Origin of the sequence: Hyphomonas sp., from assembly GCF_017792385.1 — a bacterium.
GTDB lineage: Bacteria > Pseudomonadota > Alphaproteobacteria > Caulobacterales > Hyphomonadaceae > Hyphomonas.
Genome location: NZ_CP051230.1, coordinates 2,248,930 through 2,264,210, shown reverse-complemented (window position 1 = coordinate 2,264,210; position 15,281 = coordinate 2,248,930). Strand labels below are relative to the sequence as shown.

Sequence of the window (15,281 nt, the reverse complement as noted above, 5' to 3'; positions counted from 1 at the left end):
CCCCCAGAGGAGTGTTCATGAAACGCCACCTTCCCCTTGCCGCCCTGCTCCTGTCCGCCTGCGCCCTTGAGCCGGCACAGCAGATCTATGCCATCGACACCGCCCCCATCCCGGCCGCGGTCGAGACCGCACCGATGACCGGAACCGGCGACAAGGCCGACGATCCGGCGGTCTGGGTCAACTGGGCCGATCCCGCAGGCAGCCTGATCCTCGGAACCAACAAGGATGAAGGCCTGCACGTCTACAACCTGTCCGGAGAGGAGCTCCAATTCCTCGATGTCGGCCGCGTCAACAATGTCGACCTGCGCGGCAACCTCGCCGTCGCCTCGAATGACGAGACCAATTCGGTCAGCTGGTTCGCCATTGACCCGGCCACCGCCACGGTCAGCCATATCGGGGACACGCCGACCACGAAGGACGAGCCCTATGGCATCTGCGCCGGTCTGCTGGATGAGGTATTCTACGCCATGCCGACCTACAAGGACGGTCTGGTACAGGTCTGGGCGGCACCTGAAGACAAGGTCGCCGAGGGCGTTGATCTGGTTGCCGAAATCCAGGTCGGCCAGTTCGGCAAGCGCCAGCTGGAAGGCTGCGTGTTCGACGAGGCCAATGACCAGGTCTTCGTGGGCGAGGAAGAACATGGCATCTGGAAACTGGACCTGTCCGACTGGACTGCTGCCCCGGTCAGCGTGGACACGATCGCCGCCGGCAACGGCCTCGTCGCCGATGTCGAGGGCCTGGACATCTGGACCGGCCAGACCGGCGAGGGCTATCTCGTCGCCTCTGCGCAGGCCGCTGACCGGTTTGTCGTCTATGACCTGAAAGCGCCGCACGCGCCGCGCGGCGTGTTCACCGTCACCGCCAGCGCCGATGGCAGCATTGATGCGGTCACCCACACCGATGGTCTGGACGTGAATTCAGCGCCGTTGCCGGGCTTCCCGAACGGCGTGCTGGTCGTGCAGGATGACGGCAATCCGGAGTCCGGCGTGGACCAGAATTTCAAGCTGGTCGACTGGACGCTGATCAGGGACGCGCTCGGGCTCGACTAGGCCCGGCGCACCGCCCTACCAGGGCTCGCCACAGGGGCGGATTTCCTTCTCGAACGTCCAGGCGGTTTCCGGCTGGCGGAACAGTTCCCAATACGCCTCGGCAATCGCCTCGGGCGGCATCAGCCCCTGCGGATCCTCCGGCCCGCCGCGATCCTTGATGATCTGGCGGACCCATTCGGTGTCGACCCCTGCATCGATGGTCAGGTGCGCGACATGGATGCGCTGCGGCCACAATTCCCGCGCCATGGCCTCTGCAACGGCCTTGAGGCCGAATTTGGCGGACGCGAAGGCCGCATAGCCCTTGCCGCCGCGGCGGCTGGCTGTGGCCCCTGTGAAGAAGATCTTGCCCTGCCCGCGCGCCAGCATCAGGCGGGCCGATTCCCGCCCCGAGACGAAGCCGGCAAAGCAGGCCATTTCCCAGACCTTGCGGAACACCCGGTCGGTGGTGTCGAGGATGGGATAGTTCACATTGGCGCCGACATTGAACACGGTCAGCGCGAGCGGGGCGAGGTCGTCTGCCGCCTTGAGGAAGGCGGTGACGGCGTCCGGGTCGCGCGCGTCCAGGGACCGGGCGGAGATACGCCCGCCGGCAGCCTCGATCTCTTCCACCAGCGGAGCCAGCTTGTCGCCCTTGCGGCGCCCGGCAACCACGAGATAGCCCTCGGCGGCAAATTTCCGCGCGATTGCCGCGCCGATATAATCCCCTGCGCCAATGATCGCGACGCTCTGGCCGTGCGGTTCACCCTGTTTCATCCTGTCTCGCCTCTGGTCATGCCTGCAATATATGTGTATATGCACACTTATCGGCGCGCAGGTAAAGCCCCTGTTCAGCCGGCCAGCCTCTCACTGTTCCGGACCGTCTCAGCGCGTGCCGGAGCGTTTCACCCCGTATCGTCCATTCCCGTCCCGCACCTGCCAGAACCCGTTGATGCCCAAACGCTCCGCCCCGTTCCCCCCCATTCCGCTTCTGGAAGCCGTCCGCCATACGCCGCATGTCTGCATGGCCGAGGCCGCCCGGGCCGCAAACCGGACATTGGCGCGCCATTATGGCGCCTATCTGGACGGCACGGGCATCGCGCCGGGACAGAGTTCGCTGCTGATGCAGCTTTATTATGTCGATGCCATTGCCGTGACGGCCCTGGCCGCCCGGATGGGCACCGAGCGGACGACGATGGTGCGCAACATCGCCGCCCTTGAGCGCACCGGCCAGGTGGAGACCTTTACCCCGGATGGCAGCCGCGTCCGCAAGGTGAGGCTGACGGCGAACGGCCGCGACCTGTTGTCCGGCCTGGTGGCACACTGGGACGCCGCCCAGCAGGCCCTGAAAGACAGGCTGGGCGACGACGCGTGGGACACCATCATGACCGCATTGCGAACACTGGCGGATATGGAGGTGGATACGGACACAAGCCGGAACACCCCATTGCGCGGCACGGCGCGCTGAGGCCTAGAGGCCCAGATCACTGAGGCCGGGATGATCGTCGGGGCGGCGGCCGATCTTCCAGTGGAATTTTCGTTCGCTGGTCGGAATGGGCAAATTGTTGATGCTGGCATGGCGGCGTCGCATCAGGCCGGCCTCGTCAAATTCCCAGTTCTCATTGCCATAGGCCCGGTACCATTGGCCCGTGCGGTCGTGAAACTCGTAGGCATAGCGCACGGCAATCCGGTTCCCGGTAAAGGCGAACAGCTCCTTGATCAGACGATAGTTCAGCTCCCGGCGCCATTTCGCGGTGAGGAAACTGACGATTTCCGCGCGCCCGGTAAGGAACAGGTCCCGGTTGCGCCAGGCACTGTCTTCGGAATAGGCCAGAGACACTTTTTCCGGATCCTGTCCATTCCAGCCGTCTTCGGCAAGGCGGACTTTCTCCGTGGCGGTTTCGAAGGTGAAGGGAGGCAGAGGCGGCCGCATGGATGGGCTCCTTGAAGATGCGAGGTGGAAAGAAACGGCCGGGCGCAGTTGCCCGGCCGTGGCACAGTGACTACAGGTCGCCGACAGCCTTGTGCTGGATCGACGGCCAGCGCTTTTCGGCCCGCTCGAGAATCCGGACCTTGTCCTTCTTGTATTTCTCGAAAACGTCCGCATTCACGAACAGGTAGAGCTTGCCATCCACGATGTCGGCAAAGCGCGGATCCCCGTCAAACTTCTTTCCGAGCGCAACGGCATAGGCGCAGAAGCCGCCATATTGCGGTGCGTAGCGGGCCGGATCCGACTTGAACTTGCGGGCCGATTCCGCCGAGGCGAAATAATAGGCAACGCCGTCTTCGACCACGGTGTGGGTGGCATTGCCTTCGGCAACCGCGCCGTACACGGTCAGTGCGACCGGATCGACACCGTGCAGGCCGAGCGGAACGCCGGCGGTCGTGATGCCGGTGGAGACATTGTATTCGTCTTCGGCAAAGGCGGGCTGGGAGGCGGCCATCGCAACAGCGAGGGCGGCTCCGGCGAGGATGAGGTTTCTGGACATGTCAGTCTTCCTTGAATGATGCGCCGGCAATCCGGCGCGGTGGGGGCAAGGCCATGAGGGGTGGGTGCGCGGCAGCGATCCGCGAATTCGGCCGGCGGCAGGCCCTGGTTTGATCCGCCAGCGAAATCAGGGAGGCGCCCGGCTGCCAGGTGTGAGAGCAAGGGGAACAGCCGGGCGCCTGAGGGAGCCATCCGGGGGTGGGATTGGCAGGTGCGGATGGCTCCCGAGTCCTATTTCCGGTAGGCGGCGCGGATGGACTCCACCGTATTCTCGGTGTTGTCGACCGCGCTGGCGATCATCCGGAAATTGGTGAGGGAGGCATCATAGCCATTATAGTGTTCGGTGATCGCGCCTGCGGTGGCATCGGTCACCACCATGACTTCAAAGCCGGCCTCGACCAGGCTGCGCATGTGTGACTCCGTGCACAGATTCGACGACATGCCCGCAAGGATCACCTTGTCGATCCCCGCCTTGCGAAGCTGCAGGACAAGATCATTGCTGTCCGGGCCATAGACCTTGTGCGGGCTGGTCACGACCGTCTTGCCGTTCTCGATATAGGGCTTGTACTCTTCCAGCCAGTCGGCACCCGACCCTTCGAACCCTTCGAGATCCAGCGCAGACGGACGATCGAACATGCCGATGGCATGCATCAGGGATTCAAGCGTGCCTTCGAACTTCCATTCATGATCGTGCTCGTAATAATAGTGCGGAGAGATGAACACCGGCATGCCTGTCTCTTCGGCAACCTGGAACAGGTCGCCGATATTCTCGACGGTTCCATTTTCCGTGATGCTCTGTCCAACGACACCCCAGGTGACCCCGTCCGGCGACAGGAAGTCATTCTGGGGATCTGTGACAACGATGGCCGTGCCGTCCGTGGTCACGACGAAGCCGGGCATGGGCAGTCCGTCATTCACAGGCGGCAGTTTGGCACTGGCGGCGCGCGCCTTGGGCGCATCGGCATCAGCCGGGATGCCGACGCAGGCAAAGATGGCCGTCGCGGTCACGATCAGCTTCAGGAAGGATTTTGGCGGATACGGGGAATTCAGCATGGCGGGGCTCCTCTGAGCGGGGTGGGTGGATTGTGGCGGCCAGTCCGGTCCGGGCGCGTACTGTCCCTTCCCGATCTGATCTGTATCCACCCTAAGAGGCGCGGCCCGCGACCGTATTGACCGGTCGCGACATCCTGTTGACTGGACGCGTCAATCCGTCTGGGGCAAGCTTTCCGGCATGGCGCGAGGGGGATCGCGCCGCCGGCGGAACAGCCAGCGTGGGGAGCGCGAGGGAGATGGCAACAGTTTCAACCGTATTCGTGTTGAAGATCATAGACCGACTCAGCGACCGGCTGGACCGGGGCATGATGTGCCGCGTGGCAGGGATCGACCCCTCGCCTGCAGCCGGCCCGGCGCCTGCCATGATCAGCGCCGCCAATTATTACAGCCTGCTGGAAACCATTGCCGAGATCGAGAAGCCGGACATCCGCTTCCTGCTCGGCGTCAGCATGTCGGCCACCTGCACCGATTTCGGCGCGGTCGGCCTGGCATGGAAATCCGCGCCGACGCTGCGCCATTCCTTCCTGCGGATGGACCGTCATGCGCGCGCCTACAATACGGCCTCGACCTTCAAACTGTATGACAAGGGCGACACATTCTGGTGGACCCATCGCCGGCCGGACACACCGCGCCTCGGCCTCGACCTGTCGAGCGAGGGCGCGCTGGCGACCTATGTCACACTCTGCCGGGAAGCGACCGGACCGAATTCGAAGCCTGGCGCGGTCCAGTTCTGCCATCCGGAACCGGCCGGATCGCTGGAGCTGCTGCAGGCCCATTTTCGCTGCCCGATCAAATTCGGGGCCGACATTGATGCGCTGATCATCCCGGCCGAACGGCTGGACAAGCCGAATCTGGTCGGCGACGAGAGCATCTGGCGGTTCCTGAGCGCGCAGGCAGACGGCATGCTGCCGCGCGAGGGCGGCGACCGGCAACTGGACCGGCAGGTCGTGCTGCAGATTGCCGATGTGCTGACCGACGGCATTCCGTCGCTCGCGCAGGTCGCCTCGGATCTCGGCATGAGCGCGCGCACGCTGCAGCGGCGCCTGTCGGACCAGGGGCTGACTTTCCAGGCCCTGGTGGACCAGGCGCGGCGCGAGACCGCCGAGCGCTTCCTGGCCGATACGAGCTATTCCATCGCCGAAGTGGCGTTCCTGACAGGATTTTCGGAACAGAGCGCCTTCACCCGCGCCTTCAAGCGCTGGGCCGGCCAGACCCCGGGCACCTATCGCGACACAGCCGCCAGCCCCTGAGCCCTTAAACCCAAGCGCCCCCAACAAAAAAGCCGCCCCCAAAAGGACGGCCGACCGAAAGAATTGGTGCCAGAAGAGGAACGCCCTCTCGAATAATCACCCAAAAAAGTCATTATAATTCTTGGTGTTACAAAGGGCAAGCGCTACCAGTACAAACGCAAACTCCTTGATTTTTGTACCTGGAGCCGACTTCCCGATTGGATTCCCAAACGAGGACTCACATCTTCGCCATCATTGGGTGAGCTTGTTACAATTAGCAATGGTGACCGCATGATCAATGATACCGCAGCCGCCCTCGAAGCCGTGCACGATGCATGGCCGCTGATCTGCCGTGAATGCCGAAGCGTATTGGGCTCAGAACTTCACTATCAGGCAATGATCTATCATGCTCTCCGTTGCGCCGGTCGAGTCCCTGTTGATCAACTCGGCATGAACGTGAAGCAGTGGATACCAAACGTCACGTCTGATCTCTTCAAAAGGCTAGATCAATCGAAGAATGAGTCATTTCGCGGGGGCTTCGAGCCAATACCGGACATTGTGATTTTCTCTCCAAACGTAGGAGGAGATTGGCGACGACGGCGAGCTGATCACACGATGAAGCACATGCTTCTGGCCATAGAAGTCAAAGCTTCGGAGAGAGCAAACAGACGATTGACCTACTCGGAGATCGCGGGTGACATCGCAAAGCTGAGCGCTCACCAAGAGGAAGCTAGAGTTCGAGGCTACAACTTCACGCCCATCATGCTAGTCATTGATACCGCACCCGATCCCAAGGAACGCATTACTCAGACTACCTCGAATGACCTCCGCGCGTTGTGCACCGAGCTCGGCGTGGAGTGGAGATATCTTGATCCATATGATGATGAGGTTCAACGCATTGCTTTAGGACGTCGTTTCACTTCAGGAGACAAGCAGGATAAGTGATCTCAGCTGAGTGCGAAGACAGGATGGGAGAGGGCAGAACCGGTTACCAACTATTCAAAGTGAATTTTGGGACAAAAGTTCGTGCACCCTTAATAGCGAAGTCGCGTGTGGCTTCCCCCCCTCCCCCCGCTCAAGTCACGTGCGTGCGATCGCCCAGTCGACCACCATAGCCTCGATGACAACTCCGGACCGAGACAGAGTTTTACTCTCTAGCGTCAGCTCCAAACTGGAGTAGACTTTGAGCGTACATGCAGACGACACCTGTCGCAGCAACTCGTTGATCTGCTTCTTGATGCAGCACACCATGTCGCTGACCAGACACTCGTCGGAGACAGGCTTTCTCGTGCTCCCGTGCAATCTCTTGCCGTCGACGGGAAACCTCAAGTCTCGCATACCCCTGATCCAGAGCAGTTCATTCAAGGGGCGTCTGCCACCGATTGTCTCCGCGAAATCAGCCCGAAGATCGAATCTCTTCGCTGAGGAAACGTTTGGCTGCCAGTTCACTACCAGGTTTCCCACCTGATTGACCTGAGAGTGGACGTTGACCTCTGAGTCGCCACCAGATGGCTCTGCGGTAACGAGGGTCTTCTCTGTTTCCGTCGCCGACTCGATGAACGTGAAGATGGCCGGACGTCGATCAAAGGTCTCAGCCAAGCTGTGCCAAGCATCTTGGAATTGGCGTAGGTCGTACGGAGCTCTAACGGACAGTCGCTCCAGCTGTGTCGTCATATGACTAAAGTAATCTTGGCAACTCAAATCTTCCTTCCAACCCAATGGTTGGTATCCAAACGGAAGTACAGTCATACGTTATGACTTCTCCAATTGTTGCGGGGCGGATACAGCTAAGATCAAGGAACCACAATTACAAGGGAGGGATAAAACCCAATACAAAACAAACAAATACCTCTCTTGCCTCAATAGACCATGCCCTAGTGAAGCCACTGAGCACTCCCCGAGTTCAGCGTCACAAGACCCTAATTTGACTTTTGAAGCTCGATGAATCATAGGGCCTGCCCCTATTGATGCTTGGAGATGTCAGATGATCATCGGTTATGCGCGTACGTCCACCACGGATCAGGAGGCAGGCCTTGAGGCTCAGGTCCGCGACTTGTCCACCGCAGGCGCTGAGAAGGTCTTCAAGGAACAGGTGTCAGCGAAGGGGAGTCGCGCCCAACTCACACACGCGCTCGATTACCTTCGCGATGGGGACACCCTGATGGTGACCAAGTTGGACCGTTTGGCTCGCTCTATCCGCGATCTGATGGCGATCGTCGACACAGTCCAGTCTAAGGAGGCATCGCTACGGATATTGGACATGTCCCTGGATACGTCTAACGCTACCGGGCGTCTCATGCTGGGGGTACTTGGCTCTGTGGCAGAGTTCGAACGAGAGATCATGCTCGAACGTCAACGGGAAGGCATCCTCAAGGCGAAGTCTGCGGGCAAGTATAAGGGGAGAAAACCCACAGCCCGCGCAAAGGCGCACCAAGTGAGGGAATTGCTCGCATCTGGAATGACAGAGGCACAGACAGCGATGGAGTTGGGCATCAGCCGTTCAAGCGTACAACGGATCAAGGCCAGCGCTCCAAACGACTAAGTTCGGACCTTGAGGGCCACTAGGTTTGCCCGGTGGTCCCTCTACCCCGCGCGATCTGTGCAACCGATCGGGTAGACACGTCTGTGGTGCCTAGGGACGTCGACTTAGGTGTCTTCGTGGTTCGCGGCACTCAGAAGCCCCGGCAAGTGAGATGACACTACCAGGCCGCAGGCGTCCTCCATGTCCGCGCCGATGTAGCGAAGTACCTTACCACGGCTGTGAGGATACTTGTGGAGCTCCGTGACGATAATCTTGGGTACGGCCCCAGGCTTCAGCATCGCCTCTCGTTCCCACCTCTTGTGAGACCCAGAGGCCAGCCGATGAATCAGCTTCGCACCCTGAACTCGCTTAAACTCACGATCGCCATCGGGTTGCGGATCCAAGCGAACCGCGAGTTCAACCACCAACCAGCTCTGGACCACCCGCTCCGGAGCCACACCGGCATCGCGGAAGCGCGCCCATGCTTTCCTGGCACGTTCCTTGGGCGGCAGGCCAGCGAGCCGAAAGGCCTCCTCAAATGGACCTGCCTGAGCGTACAAGCCATTCACGCGTTCGACGGCATTTGCCACCCAGAAGTCATTCATGTGTTCCCTAAGCCACCCTTGAACGATCTTCCGGTAGGGCGTTAGAGCTTCCGCGGCATACGAACGTTTGTAGGGGCTGCCGTGCCGACTATAGTGATCTGCGTGACGTCGACAGAAGCGCCTATCAAGGCCCTTGGTTGTGCCTGCTCTGGTAGGATGAGAACACCCGACCACTCTGCAATAGGAGTACATTCCGTCTGGCCGTTCAGCTCGCTTGCTGACATCGAGCTTACCGGGCATGCACCACCTCGCCATGTGCATGGGATGCAAATGATTGCACTTTTATCGCAGGCTCAATACCAAGGCGGTCTTGGAAAACCTCGCTGAGGATACCTGAGGCTTCCTGTGCGCGACTGCAAGCAGTCAGCAACGCGTCGTGCAGAGGGAGAGCGGCAAAGCCTGCATAGAAGCATCTGAGGGTTGCCTCGATGATGATCTCGCTCTCATGCCACATCAGCTCTGCACCGCAGGGCTCTCGGGCACCTAATCGATGAGCGATTGGCTTGTTGTGTTGCCTGATTGCTTCAAACACTTGGCCAGCCGTGTATTCCTTAGGCACAAGAGCCCGCGCCCCATCCGCCAAATTGGTCCCACTTTTGATGGGCTTCCACAGCATCTGCATCATGGCGACCTTAATGGCGTCACGAGGTATGTCGTCGTAATCCGCTATCGAGTAAGGATCTTTTGTAGGTCGAACACCCTCAAGGGCGTACGCGATTGATGGCATTGCAGCCCCAATGTCCACTTCGGCAATTGCCTCCCCATCTATGCACAGCGCTTCTCGCCGAATGACCTTCCGTAAACTTAACCAAAATGCTGGACCGGTAAGCCGGCCACCCCGTTCAAAGGAGCCATCCAGAAAGGCACGTGAGACACTTCGACGTCGGACATCGATGACCGCAGGCCCCAGTTGTTTGCTCTGAAGGTCGGCCGCCCGAAGACAGTCATTAAGTTCCCCCAAGCTTAGAAGCACCTTCTCTGTGCACGCCGTGGGCTCGAACTTGAGAATAGGTCGTCGAGCCTCCGCTCCCTTCGGCTTGTACCCACGAAGCTCTAGTACCGGCAAAGTCGGCTCCACTCCGACCTCATTCAACTTGATCCCTAAGCGTTCGCAAGCTGCTCCCAACTCCCGCCCCACACTCAACACTGTCATGTACTTATTGTTTATCCTCGCGGACCTGTTCGCACGAAGCCATCCAGCCTCTTCAAGGTCATATAAGCGATCTATGACAGTTCGATTGCGCGCTAAGGCTCCTTCCGGACCTGCGGAGAGCCAATTGTTGTCGAGCTTGATCACGAGGTGTTCAGGCATCCCGGAGAGGCTATGAGCGAGTGTGTCCAACACCAGCGCCTCAACTGTTCTGTACTCCTTCGACGCCCTCTCGCCTATAGCTCGACGCGCCACCTTCCCTATGCTCGCTTGGCGGCTCACCCTAGCCTGGAACTGAGCTTCAACGGCTTCGGCTACGAGTACTTTGGTGTTTGTAGTTAGCGCAACGGTGGAAGGGTCCCACTGCCTTGTCGCCTCTTGGGTTGCCATGTGTAGTTTGACTCTGAGTGGAACGATAAGAACTACCTTGGTGTGGACTAAGCAATGGTCAACAACAAAGACCATACACCCATGGTGTATCCACAGAGTAGGCTCCTAGTCTTCCATAGAGGGGGTAGGAGGGGGACACCTTATAAGCCGGTTAAGGAGAGCGCTCGGTAGCTGAGTCGCCGCCGTCCGACCTAGTGAGCCCCGTACTGCGTACACACATGCTCATACGCTCGAGCGCACTTGTCCTCGAAGATTCTCCGATCGAAGGGCTCTTCGGGTAATCTGGAATCGAGCAGATCCGTGATGAACCTTCTAACCTCCGAGCGAGTCTCTTGACGTTTCCACCAATCCAACACGAGTTTCTGCGCCTTCAGCTTCTGGAGTAACTCTTTGCTGGCGCGTTTGACCTGGTCTCGCTCTTTCTCCGTAAGCTCAGGCTCCGGGTTCGTCAGGATGTCGAACATCGCCAACTCATCCTCAGACAATCCTTCTCTCAAACCTCGCTTTTCCTCTTGCTGAACGTCAGCAAGAAATGCCTTGAGGTCCTCAAACCATGAATCAATGTTTTGGCTGCCTGAGTTGTACCGCTCTATGAGCGTTTGCAGTTTGAGCAACAGGTCCGCACGGCTTTGATTAACCCTCGCCATCTCTCGCACCTTGGTTTCCAAAAGCGCTTTCAAGCGTTCAGCTGCCGTCTTCTTCTTACCGGTGTTGAATTCCTCTTGGAGAGCTTCGAAGTCGACTTCGGACAAGTTCACCAGACGCTGTCCAGAAGCCCCGGCCATTCGGTAGTCCTCAGCCGAAATTGTGTGGTCGAGCAAGGCCTCCACTTCATTCAGAACTGCAGAGACGTCTGGACCTTCGATCTCATCCCGAATGCGCTTTGCCAAGGTAGAAAGTAAAACGGCTTCCGGCGCGAACTCGGCCGCCCGCTCATCCGGCAGAATAGCTTTGTACACCCTGCTCACGGTCTGCGCATTGCGGAGGAAATTCTTGCGTATATCGTCGGGTGACACGAGTGCCTCGAAGCAAGATTGCAGCGCTGCGAGTCTTTCCATTGAACCTGGTGATGACATCAAGACCGCATCGAGCTTAGCGCCATGGTTCGTACAGAACGCACGCGCCTCCTCGACCAGAACCCTAAGGTGGTCAACCAGAGCCGCCTTGTCCTTGATGGGCGACCCGCCACCGCCGGTAGGTTGCCCATAGATAGCAAGTGCCTTCTGAAGGTTCCGAAACACCCCAATGTAGTCGACGATCAGACCCGCTTCCTTGCCCACTGCTTTCCGGTTCGCTCGCGCGATGGTCTGCATAAGCGTGTGGTTTTTCATCGGCTTGTCGAGGTAGACCGTCGATATTGACGGGGCATCGAAGCCAGTGATCCACATCGCGCAGACGAAGACGAGTCGAAGCGGATCATCCGGATTCTTGAATTTCTCGTCTAGATCTTCGTTCAACATGCGTTTGCGATGTGGAACGATATCGACACCCTTCTCGGCCAAGTCGGCAGCTTCGTTTTGCGCGGCAGAGACAACGACGGCCATGTCGGTTGCCTCCATGTAGGAGACCTCAGCTTGCAGCTGGGCCAGATCATCGCCGGTTGCTAGAGCCGCCTTCTCGCGCAGATCGTACAACCGCTCAGCCCAGAGCTCCTGAACATAGTCAAAAGTACGCACCGCTGTCGCCTTGTCGATGCAGACCATCATGGCCTTGCCCTTATGGCCCCGGCCCAGGAAATGCTCGACTAAGTCAGCCGCGACTTTGCGCAGGCGATCGGGCCGTGTGATGAGGTGATATTCCTTCGCGAACCTCTTCTCGAGTTCCCTCTCTTGTTCCTCATCAAGCTCTGCCCGTTCCAGAATGCCGGACAGTCCTTCGTTGAATACGTCTTCGTCTAGCTGCAACTCAGGAATGCGGTTCTCGTAGTATAGCGGAACGGTCGCACCATCTTCGATCGACTGCGTGAAATTATAGACCGATACTGGATCACCGAAGACTTCATACGTGAACTCCTCGCCCGCCAACAGGGGTGTCCCCGTGAACGCAATGAAAGCCGCGTTGGGTAGCGCCTTGCGCATATTCATTGCCATTGTATCGTACTGGCTGCGATGCGCTTCATCGACGATAACAATGATGTTCTCACGCTCTGACAAAATCGGATGCTCTGCCCCATCGCGCGTCTGGAACTTGTGAATCAGCGTAAAGACAAAACGGTGATCCTCGGCCAGCAACTGCCGCAAATCGGCAATGCTCTCCGCATGCGCCTCTTTCTCTGTGGCAAGCCCGGTCGCCGCGAACGTCTTGTAGATTTGCCGGTCGAGCTCCTGTCGGTCAGTGACGACCACAAAGGTCCAACCGCCCGGAAGCTTACGCAACACTTTGCCGGCAAAATACACCATGGACAGAGACTTGCCCGAGCCTTGCGTATGCCAGAACACGCCGAGCTTGTGCTCACCAGCCTCCAGCGCCTGTACTGCTTCGACCGCATTCTCCACGCCAAGATACTGGTGGTTCTTGGCAACCTTCTTGATCAGCCCATGTCGCGTTTCCTCAAACACCGTGTAGTTCTCGATGAGATCGAGCAGGCGCTCCGGCGTGCACGTCCCACGCAAAACCTGCTCCAGGCTGACAACGCCTTTCTCCTTCTCATCAGCCACCTTCTTCCAGTCAAAGAAGTGTTCCCACGGCGCGAAGGGTGAACCAAGCCGCGTGTCGCCGCCGTTGGTTAGGACAGTGATACCGTTCGGCGTGAAGAATTGCGGTATGTTGGAAAGATAATGACGGAGATTGTCGTCAAAGGCATGTTTCACCGCAACGTCTGGCGCTTTCAGTTCCATCATCAAAAGCGGAATGCCATTGACGAAGCCAACAATATCTAGACGTGAGCGCATGAGGCCGCCACCCACCCAGTATTCGTCAGCAAGGAAGAAATGGTTTGCGCGTGGCTCACGCCAGTCGATGACGCGCACGGTCTTTGTATCGGAAGCGCCTGCATCGTTTCGAAGTTCCACCTTCACCCCGTCGCGGAGCAGCTTGTGGAAGGCCCGTGCGGCCTCTTGCGGCGGCATGGCGCGGCGGTCTTCGGTGAGGGCGTCAATGGCCCGCTCAATGGCGCGTTCAGGCAGGCCAGGGTTCAAAGCGGTGAGCGCGGCGCGCAGGCGCGGGACTAGGATCGGCTCAGTATCGGCGCGGCGGCCTTCGCTGGACGCGCCATCCGTCCACTCATCCTGCAGACAGGCCTGCTCTTCCCAGCCAAGCGCCCCCATTAGGTAGAGAACTGGCTGCTTAACAGCGGTGTCCTCGTCAAACTGGCCGCGCCGATTCTGGGGCGGCGTGCTATAGGTGCCGTCCCATTCGGTCATTCGTAACGTGCCTTAAGATTGCTTAGGTCTGCTCCCGTTGAGACAATGACACCCGCAAGCTCTCTGTAGTCGTCGTCTTTCACATCAGGCGAGAGGGCGACTTCCCCAGTTGTCGGATCAATTGTCAGCAGATCGGCATCAAAGAGACGATGGATATCCGCACGTAGCATCATGCCATTGGCGACATCGTCGTTTCCACCATCAGCCACCGAATGCAGGTGCGCCGCTTCTAGGGCCGACTGTTCGACACATTCGGTAATCGCACAGATCCAACCATCTCTGGCGGCGACAGATTGCCTGAATTTTGCCTGCTGTGGCCGCGCAAGTATGCTCGCCAACCGCCGGGCACGTTCTTCTGTCGTTTTCCGTTTTCTCTCAGTTTCGGAACCGGACCCCGGGGCGCCGCCCGGGCTCTCTTTCTTAACATCGTAAGCTAAGTGTCCCACATTCTCAAAGAGCAGAAAGTCGCCCGCTTCCAACTTCAGCAAATCGATGATCTCACGCGCCACAGATCTGCTCTTGAAGCGCGTTGGATGCTTCTTCGGTATATCAGTCTCAAAATCCTGACCGCGAACTCGAAGAGTGATCACGTCATCCGCCACGTTGGCTGGACCATCTCCGCCGAAGACGGAATTGGGTAACTCGTCCCGCATTCGTTTTGGTACGGGCAAATAGTAATTCTTGGGGTTCAACCCACCCCGCAAAATCTGCGTCCTGTAGGTTTTGGTCATTTTCCACCCCCCTTGGCGTCATTCTCGAGGGCCAAGATATCCCATGGAGTAATCAATCTCTGAAGTGGCTCATGCTGACGACCTGAAGCCGTGACGAAGACTGCCCCAACCCGCGAGAAGGGCGTATGAAGTGACAGAAATATCGACTGCAGCTCGCGCAACGGCGTACCGGGGCGGACAAACTGGAATGTCTCCGTGCGGGAACTCTCAATCAGACAATCTTCCATGATGTCTGAAAGGCGCATATCGCGACCAACAATCGTCTCACCTTCACGCCAAAGGTGCGCAAAGACCGAAGCCTCATTAAAGACGCCTACCACTTCGTCACTCTGTCCAAGAATTGGCAAGTGGCTAAAGCCCTTCTCGCGCATCAGATCTGCCAGACTGCCAAGCGTCTCCTCCGGCCTTCCGACGCGGATGTCCTTCTTCGCTACGCCAACATCCTTGGCGGTCGATGACCGAGAAAGCTTTTGTAGCAGGGTTTCCAGCTCTGCGACGAAGGGTTCGGACACCAGCACAGCCGGGCCAGACGCTTTGTGCCTTGGGTGTTGCAGCGTGTTCCGAACGTCACGCATGTATTGAAGAACGGATCTGTACTTCTGGATTCCCTTGTTTCGGTTGCACGCTGCGTCGAGTTCAAACGCGTGGCTTCTTGGGCGGCCGGCCCGCGCATTGACCAGTTCCGATAGCCCTTCAAAAACCCGGATAAACCGTTCATTCACCCTAC

At 58.7% G+C, this 15,281-nt stretch carries 15 protein-coding genes; 5 read left to right on the top strand and 10 right to left on the bottom strand.

Annotation, left to right across the window (positions count from 1 at the left end):
- Positions 1-17: 17 nt before the first annotated feature.
- On the top strand, positions 18-1,049 hold the full coding sequence (locus HF955_RS11215; RefSeq protein WP_291075217.1) for a phytase: 1,032 nt from the start codon (positions 18-20) through the stop codon (positions 1,047-1,049).
- A 15-nt stretch (positions 1,050-1,064) separates the two neighbouring features.
- Here HF955_RS11215 and HF955_RS11210 read toward each other — a convergent pair whose 3' ends face one another.
- Positions 1,065-1,802, bottom strand: coding sequence for an SDR family NAD(P)-dependent oxidoreductase (locus tag HF955_RS11210; RefSeq protein ID WP_291075216.1), 738 nt, complete (start codon positions 1,800-1,802; stop codon positions 1,065-1,067).
- A gap of 175 nt (positions 1,803-1,977) precedes the next feature.
- Here HF955_RS11210 and HF955_RS11205 point away from each other — a divergent pair, with 175 nt between their 5' ends.
- Positions 1,978-2,493, top strand: coding sequence for a MarR family winged helix-turn-helix transcriptional regulator (locus tag HF955_RS11205; RefSeq protein ID WP_291075215.1), 516 nt, complete (start codon positions 1,978-1,980; stop codon positions 2,491-2,493).
- A gap of 3 nt (positions 2,494-2,496) precedes the next feature.
- Here the strand turns inward: HF955_RS11205 and HF955_RS11200 are convergent, their stop codons facing one another.
- From HF955_RS11200 to HF955_RS11190, 3 genes are all read right to left on the bottom strand, one after another.
- Positions 2,497-2,958 (bottom strand): nuclear transport factor 2 family protein, encoded by a 462-nt coding sequence (locus tag HF955_RS11200; RefSeq protein WP_291075214.1) that lies wholly within the window; start codon positions 2,956-2,958, stop codon positions 2,497-2,499.
- A 70-nt stretch (positions 2,959-3,028) separates the two neighbouring features.
- On the bottom strand, positions 3,029-3,514 hold the full coding sequence (locus HF955_RS11195; protein WP_027838043.1) for a YHS domain-containing (seleno)protein: 486 nt from the start codon (positions 3,512-3,514) through the stop codon (positions 3,029-3,031).
- Between the two features lie 230 nt (positions 3,515-3,744).
- Positions 3,745-4,566 (bottom strand): cysteine hydrolase, encoded by an 822-nt coding sequence (locus tag HF955_RS11190; protein ID WP_291075213.1) that lies wholly within the window; start codon positions 4,564-4,566, stop codon positions 3,745-3,747.
- 236 nt (positions 4,567-4,802) lie between these two features.
- On the opposite strand from HF955_RS11190, the gene HF955_RS11185 reads away from it, so the two are divergent.
- Both HF955_RS11185 and HF955_RS11180 read left to right on the top strand, forming a co-directional pair.
- A complete protein-coding gene (locus HF955_RS11185; RefSeq protein WP_291075212.1) occupies positions 4,803-5,816 on the top strand; it encodes an AraC family transcriptional regulator in 1,014 nt (337 codons plus the stop codon).
- Between the two features lie 270 nt (positions 5,817-6,086).
- Entirely contained in the window at positions 6,087-6,740 is a 654-nt protein-coding gene (locus HF955_RS11180) for a hypothetical protein (RefSeq protein WP_291075211.1), read from the top strand.
- Positions 6,741-6,875: 135 nt separating this feature from the next.
- On the opposite strand, the gene HF955_RS11175 is transcribed toward HF955_RS11180, so the two are convergent.
- On the bottom strand, positions 6,876-7,544 hold the full coding sequence (locus tag HF955_RS11175) for a hypothetical protein (protein ID WP_291075210.1): 669 nt from the start codon (positions 7,542-7,544) through the stop codon (positions 6,876-6,878).
- A gap of 235 nt (positions 7,545-7,779) precedes the next feature.
- Here HF955_RS11175 and HF955_RS11170 point away from each other — a divergent pair, with 235 nt between their 5' ends.
- Positions 7,780-8,337 (top strand): recombinase family protein, encoded by a 558-nt coding sequence (locus HF955_RS11170; protein ID WP_291075209.1) that lies wholly within the window; start codon positions 7,780-7,782, stop codon positions 8,335-8,337.
- A 104-nt stretch (positions 8,338-8,441) separates the two neighbouring features.
- Here HF955_RS11170 and HF955_RS11165 read toward each other — a convergent pair whose 3' ends face one another.
- The 5 genes from HF955_RS11165 to HF955_RS11145 all read right to left on the bottom strand — a co-directional run bounded on the left by HF955_RS11165 (position 8,442) and on the right by HF955_RS11145 (position 15,276).
- Entirely contained in the window at positions 8,442-8,921 is a 480-nt protein-coding gene (locus HF955_RS11165; protein ID WP_291075208.1) for a hypothetical protein, read from the bottom strand.
- Between the two features lie 229 nt (positions 8,922-9,150).
- Entirely contained in the window at positions 9,151-10,461 is a 1,311-nt protein-coding gene (locus tag HF955_RS11160; RefSeq protein ID WP_291075207.1) for a hypothetical protein, read from the bottom strand.
- Positions 10,462-10,652: 191 nt separating this feature from the next.
- Entirely contained in the window at positions 10,653-13,823 is a 3,171-nt protein-coding gene (locus HF955_RS11155) for a type I restriction endonuclease subunit R (RefSeq protein WP_291075206.1), read from the bottom strand.
- A complete protein-coding gene (locus tag HF955_RS11150) occupies positions 13,820-14,554 on the bottom strand; it encodes an HNH endonuclease signature motif containing protein (RefSeq protein WP_291075205.1) in 735 nt (244 codons plus the stop codon). Before HF955_RS11150 ends, HF955_RS11155 begins: the two co-directional genes overlap by 4 nt.
- The gene (locus tag HF955_RS11145) at positions 14,551-15,276 is read right to left on the bottom strand and encodes a CBS domain-containing protein (protein ID WP_291075204.1); all 726 of its coding nucleotides are present in this window, start codon (positions 15,274-15,276) and stop codon (positions 14,551-14,553) included. Before HF955_RS11145 ends, HF955_RS11150 begins: the two co-directional genes overlap by 4 nt.
- Positions 15,277-15,281 lie beyond the last annotated feature (5 nt).

Coding starts and splice junctions, on each gene's coding strand:
- HF955_RS11215 (WP_291075217.1), top strand. CDS start 18: ATGAAACGCCACCTTCCCCTTGCCGCCCTGCTCCTGTCCGCCTGCGCC.
- HF955_RS11210 (WP_291075216.1), bottom strand. CDS start 1,802: ATGAAACAGGGTGAACCGCACGGCCAGAGCGTCGCGATCATTGGCGCA.
- HF955_RS11185 (WP_291075212.1), top strand. CDS start 4,803: ATGGCAACAGTTTCAACCGTATTCGTGTTGAAGATCATAGACCGACTC.
- HF955_RS11200 (WP_291075214.1), bottom strand. CDS start 2,958: ATGCGGCCGCCTCTGCCTCCCTTCACCTTCGAAACCGCCACGGAGAAA.
- HF955_RS11180 (WP_291075211.1), top strand. CDS start 6,087: ATGATCAATGATACCGCAGCCGCCCTCGAAGCCGTGCACGATGCATGG.
- HF955_RS11205 (WP_291075215.1), top strand. CDS start 1,978: ATGCCCAAACGCTCCGCCCCGTTCCCCCCCATTCCGCTTCTGGAAGCC.
- HF955_RS11165 (WP_291075208.1), bottom strand. CDS start 8,921: ATGAATGACTTCTGGGTGGCAAATGCCGTCGAACGCGTGAATGGCTTG.
- HF955_RS11155 (WP_291075206.1), bottom strand. CDS start 13,823: ATGACCGAATGGGACGGCACCTATAGCACGCCGCCCCAGAATCGGCGC.
- HF955_RS11150 (WP_291075205.1), bottom strand. CDS start 14,554: ATGACCAAAACCTACAGGACGCAGATTTTGCGGGGTGGGTTGAACCCC.
- HF955_RS11170 (WP_291075209.1), top strand. CDS start 7,780: ATGATCATCGGTTATGCGCGTACGTCCACCACGGATCAGGAGGCAGGC.
- HF955_RS11195 (WP_027838043.1), bottom strand. CDS start 3,514: ATGTCCAGAAACCTCATCCTCGCCGGAGCCGCCCTCGCTGTTGCGATG.
- HF955_RS11160 (WP_291075207.1), bottom strand. CDS start 10,461: ATGGCAACCCAAGAGGCGACAAGGCAGTGGGACCCTTCCACCGTTGCG.
- HF955_RS11190 (WP_291075213.1), bottom strand. CDS start 4,566: ATGCTGAATTCCCCGTATCCGCCAAAATCCTTCCTGAAGCTGATCGTG.
- HF955_RS11175 (WP_291075210.1), bottom strand. CDS start 7,544: ATGACTGTACTTCCGTTTGGATACCAACCATTGGGTTGGAAGGAAGAT.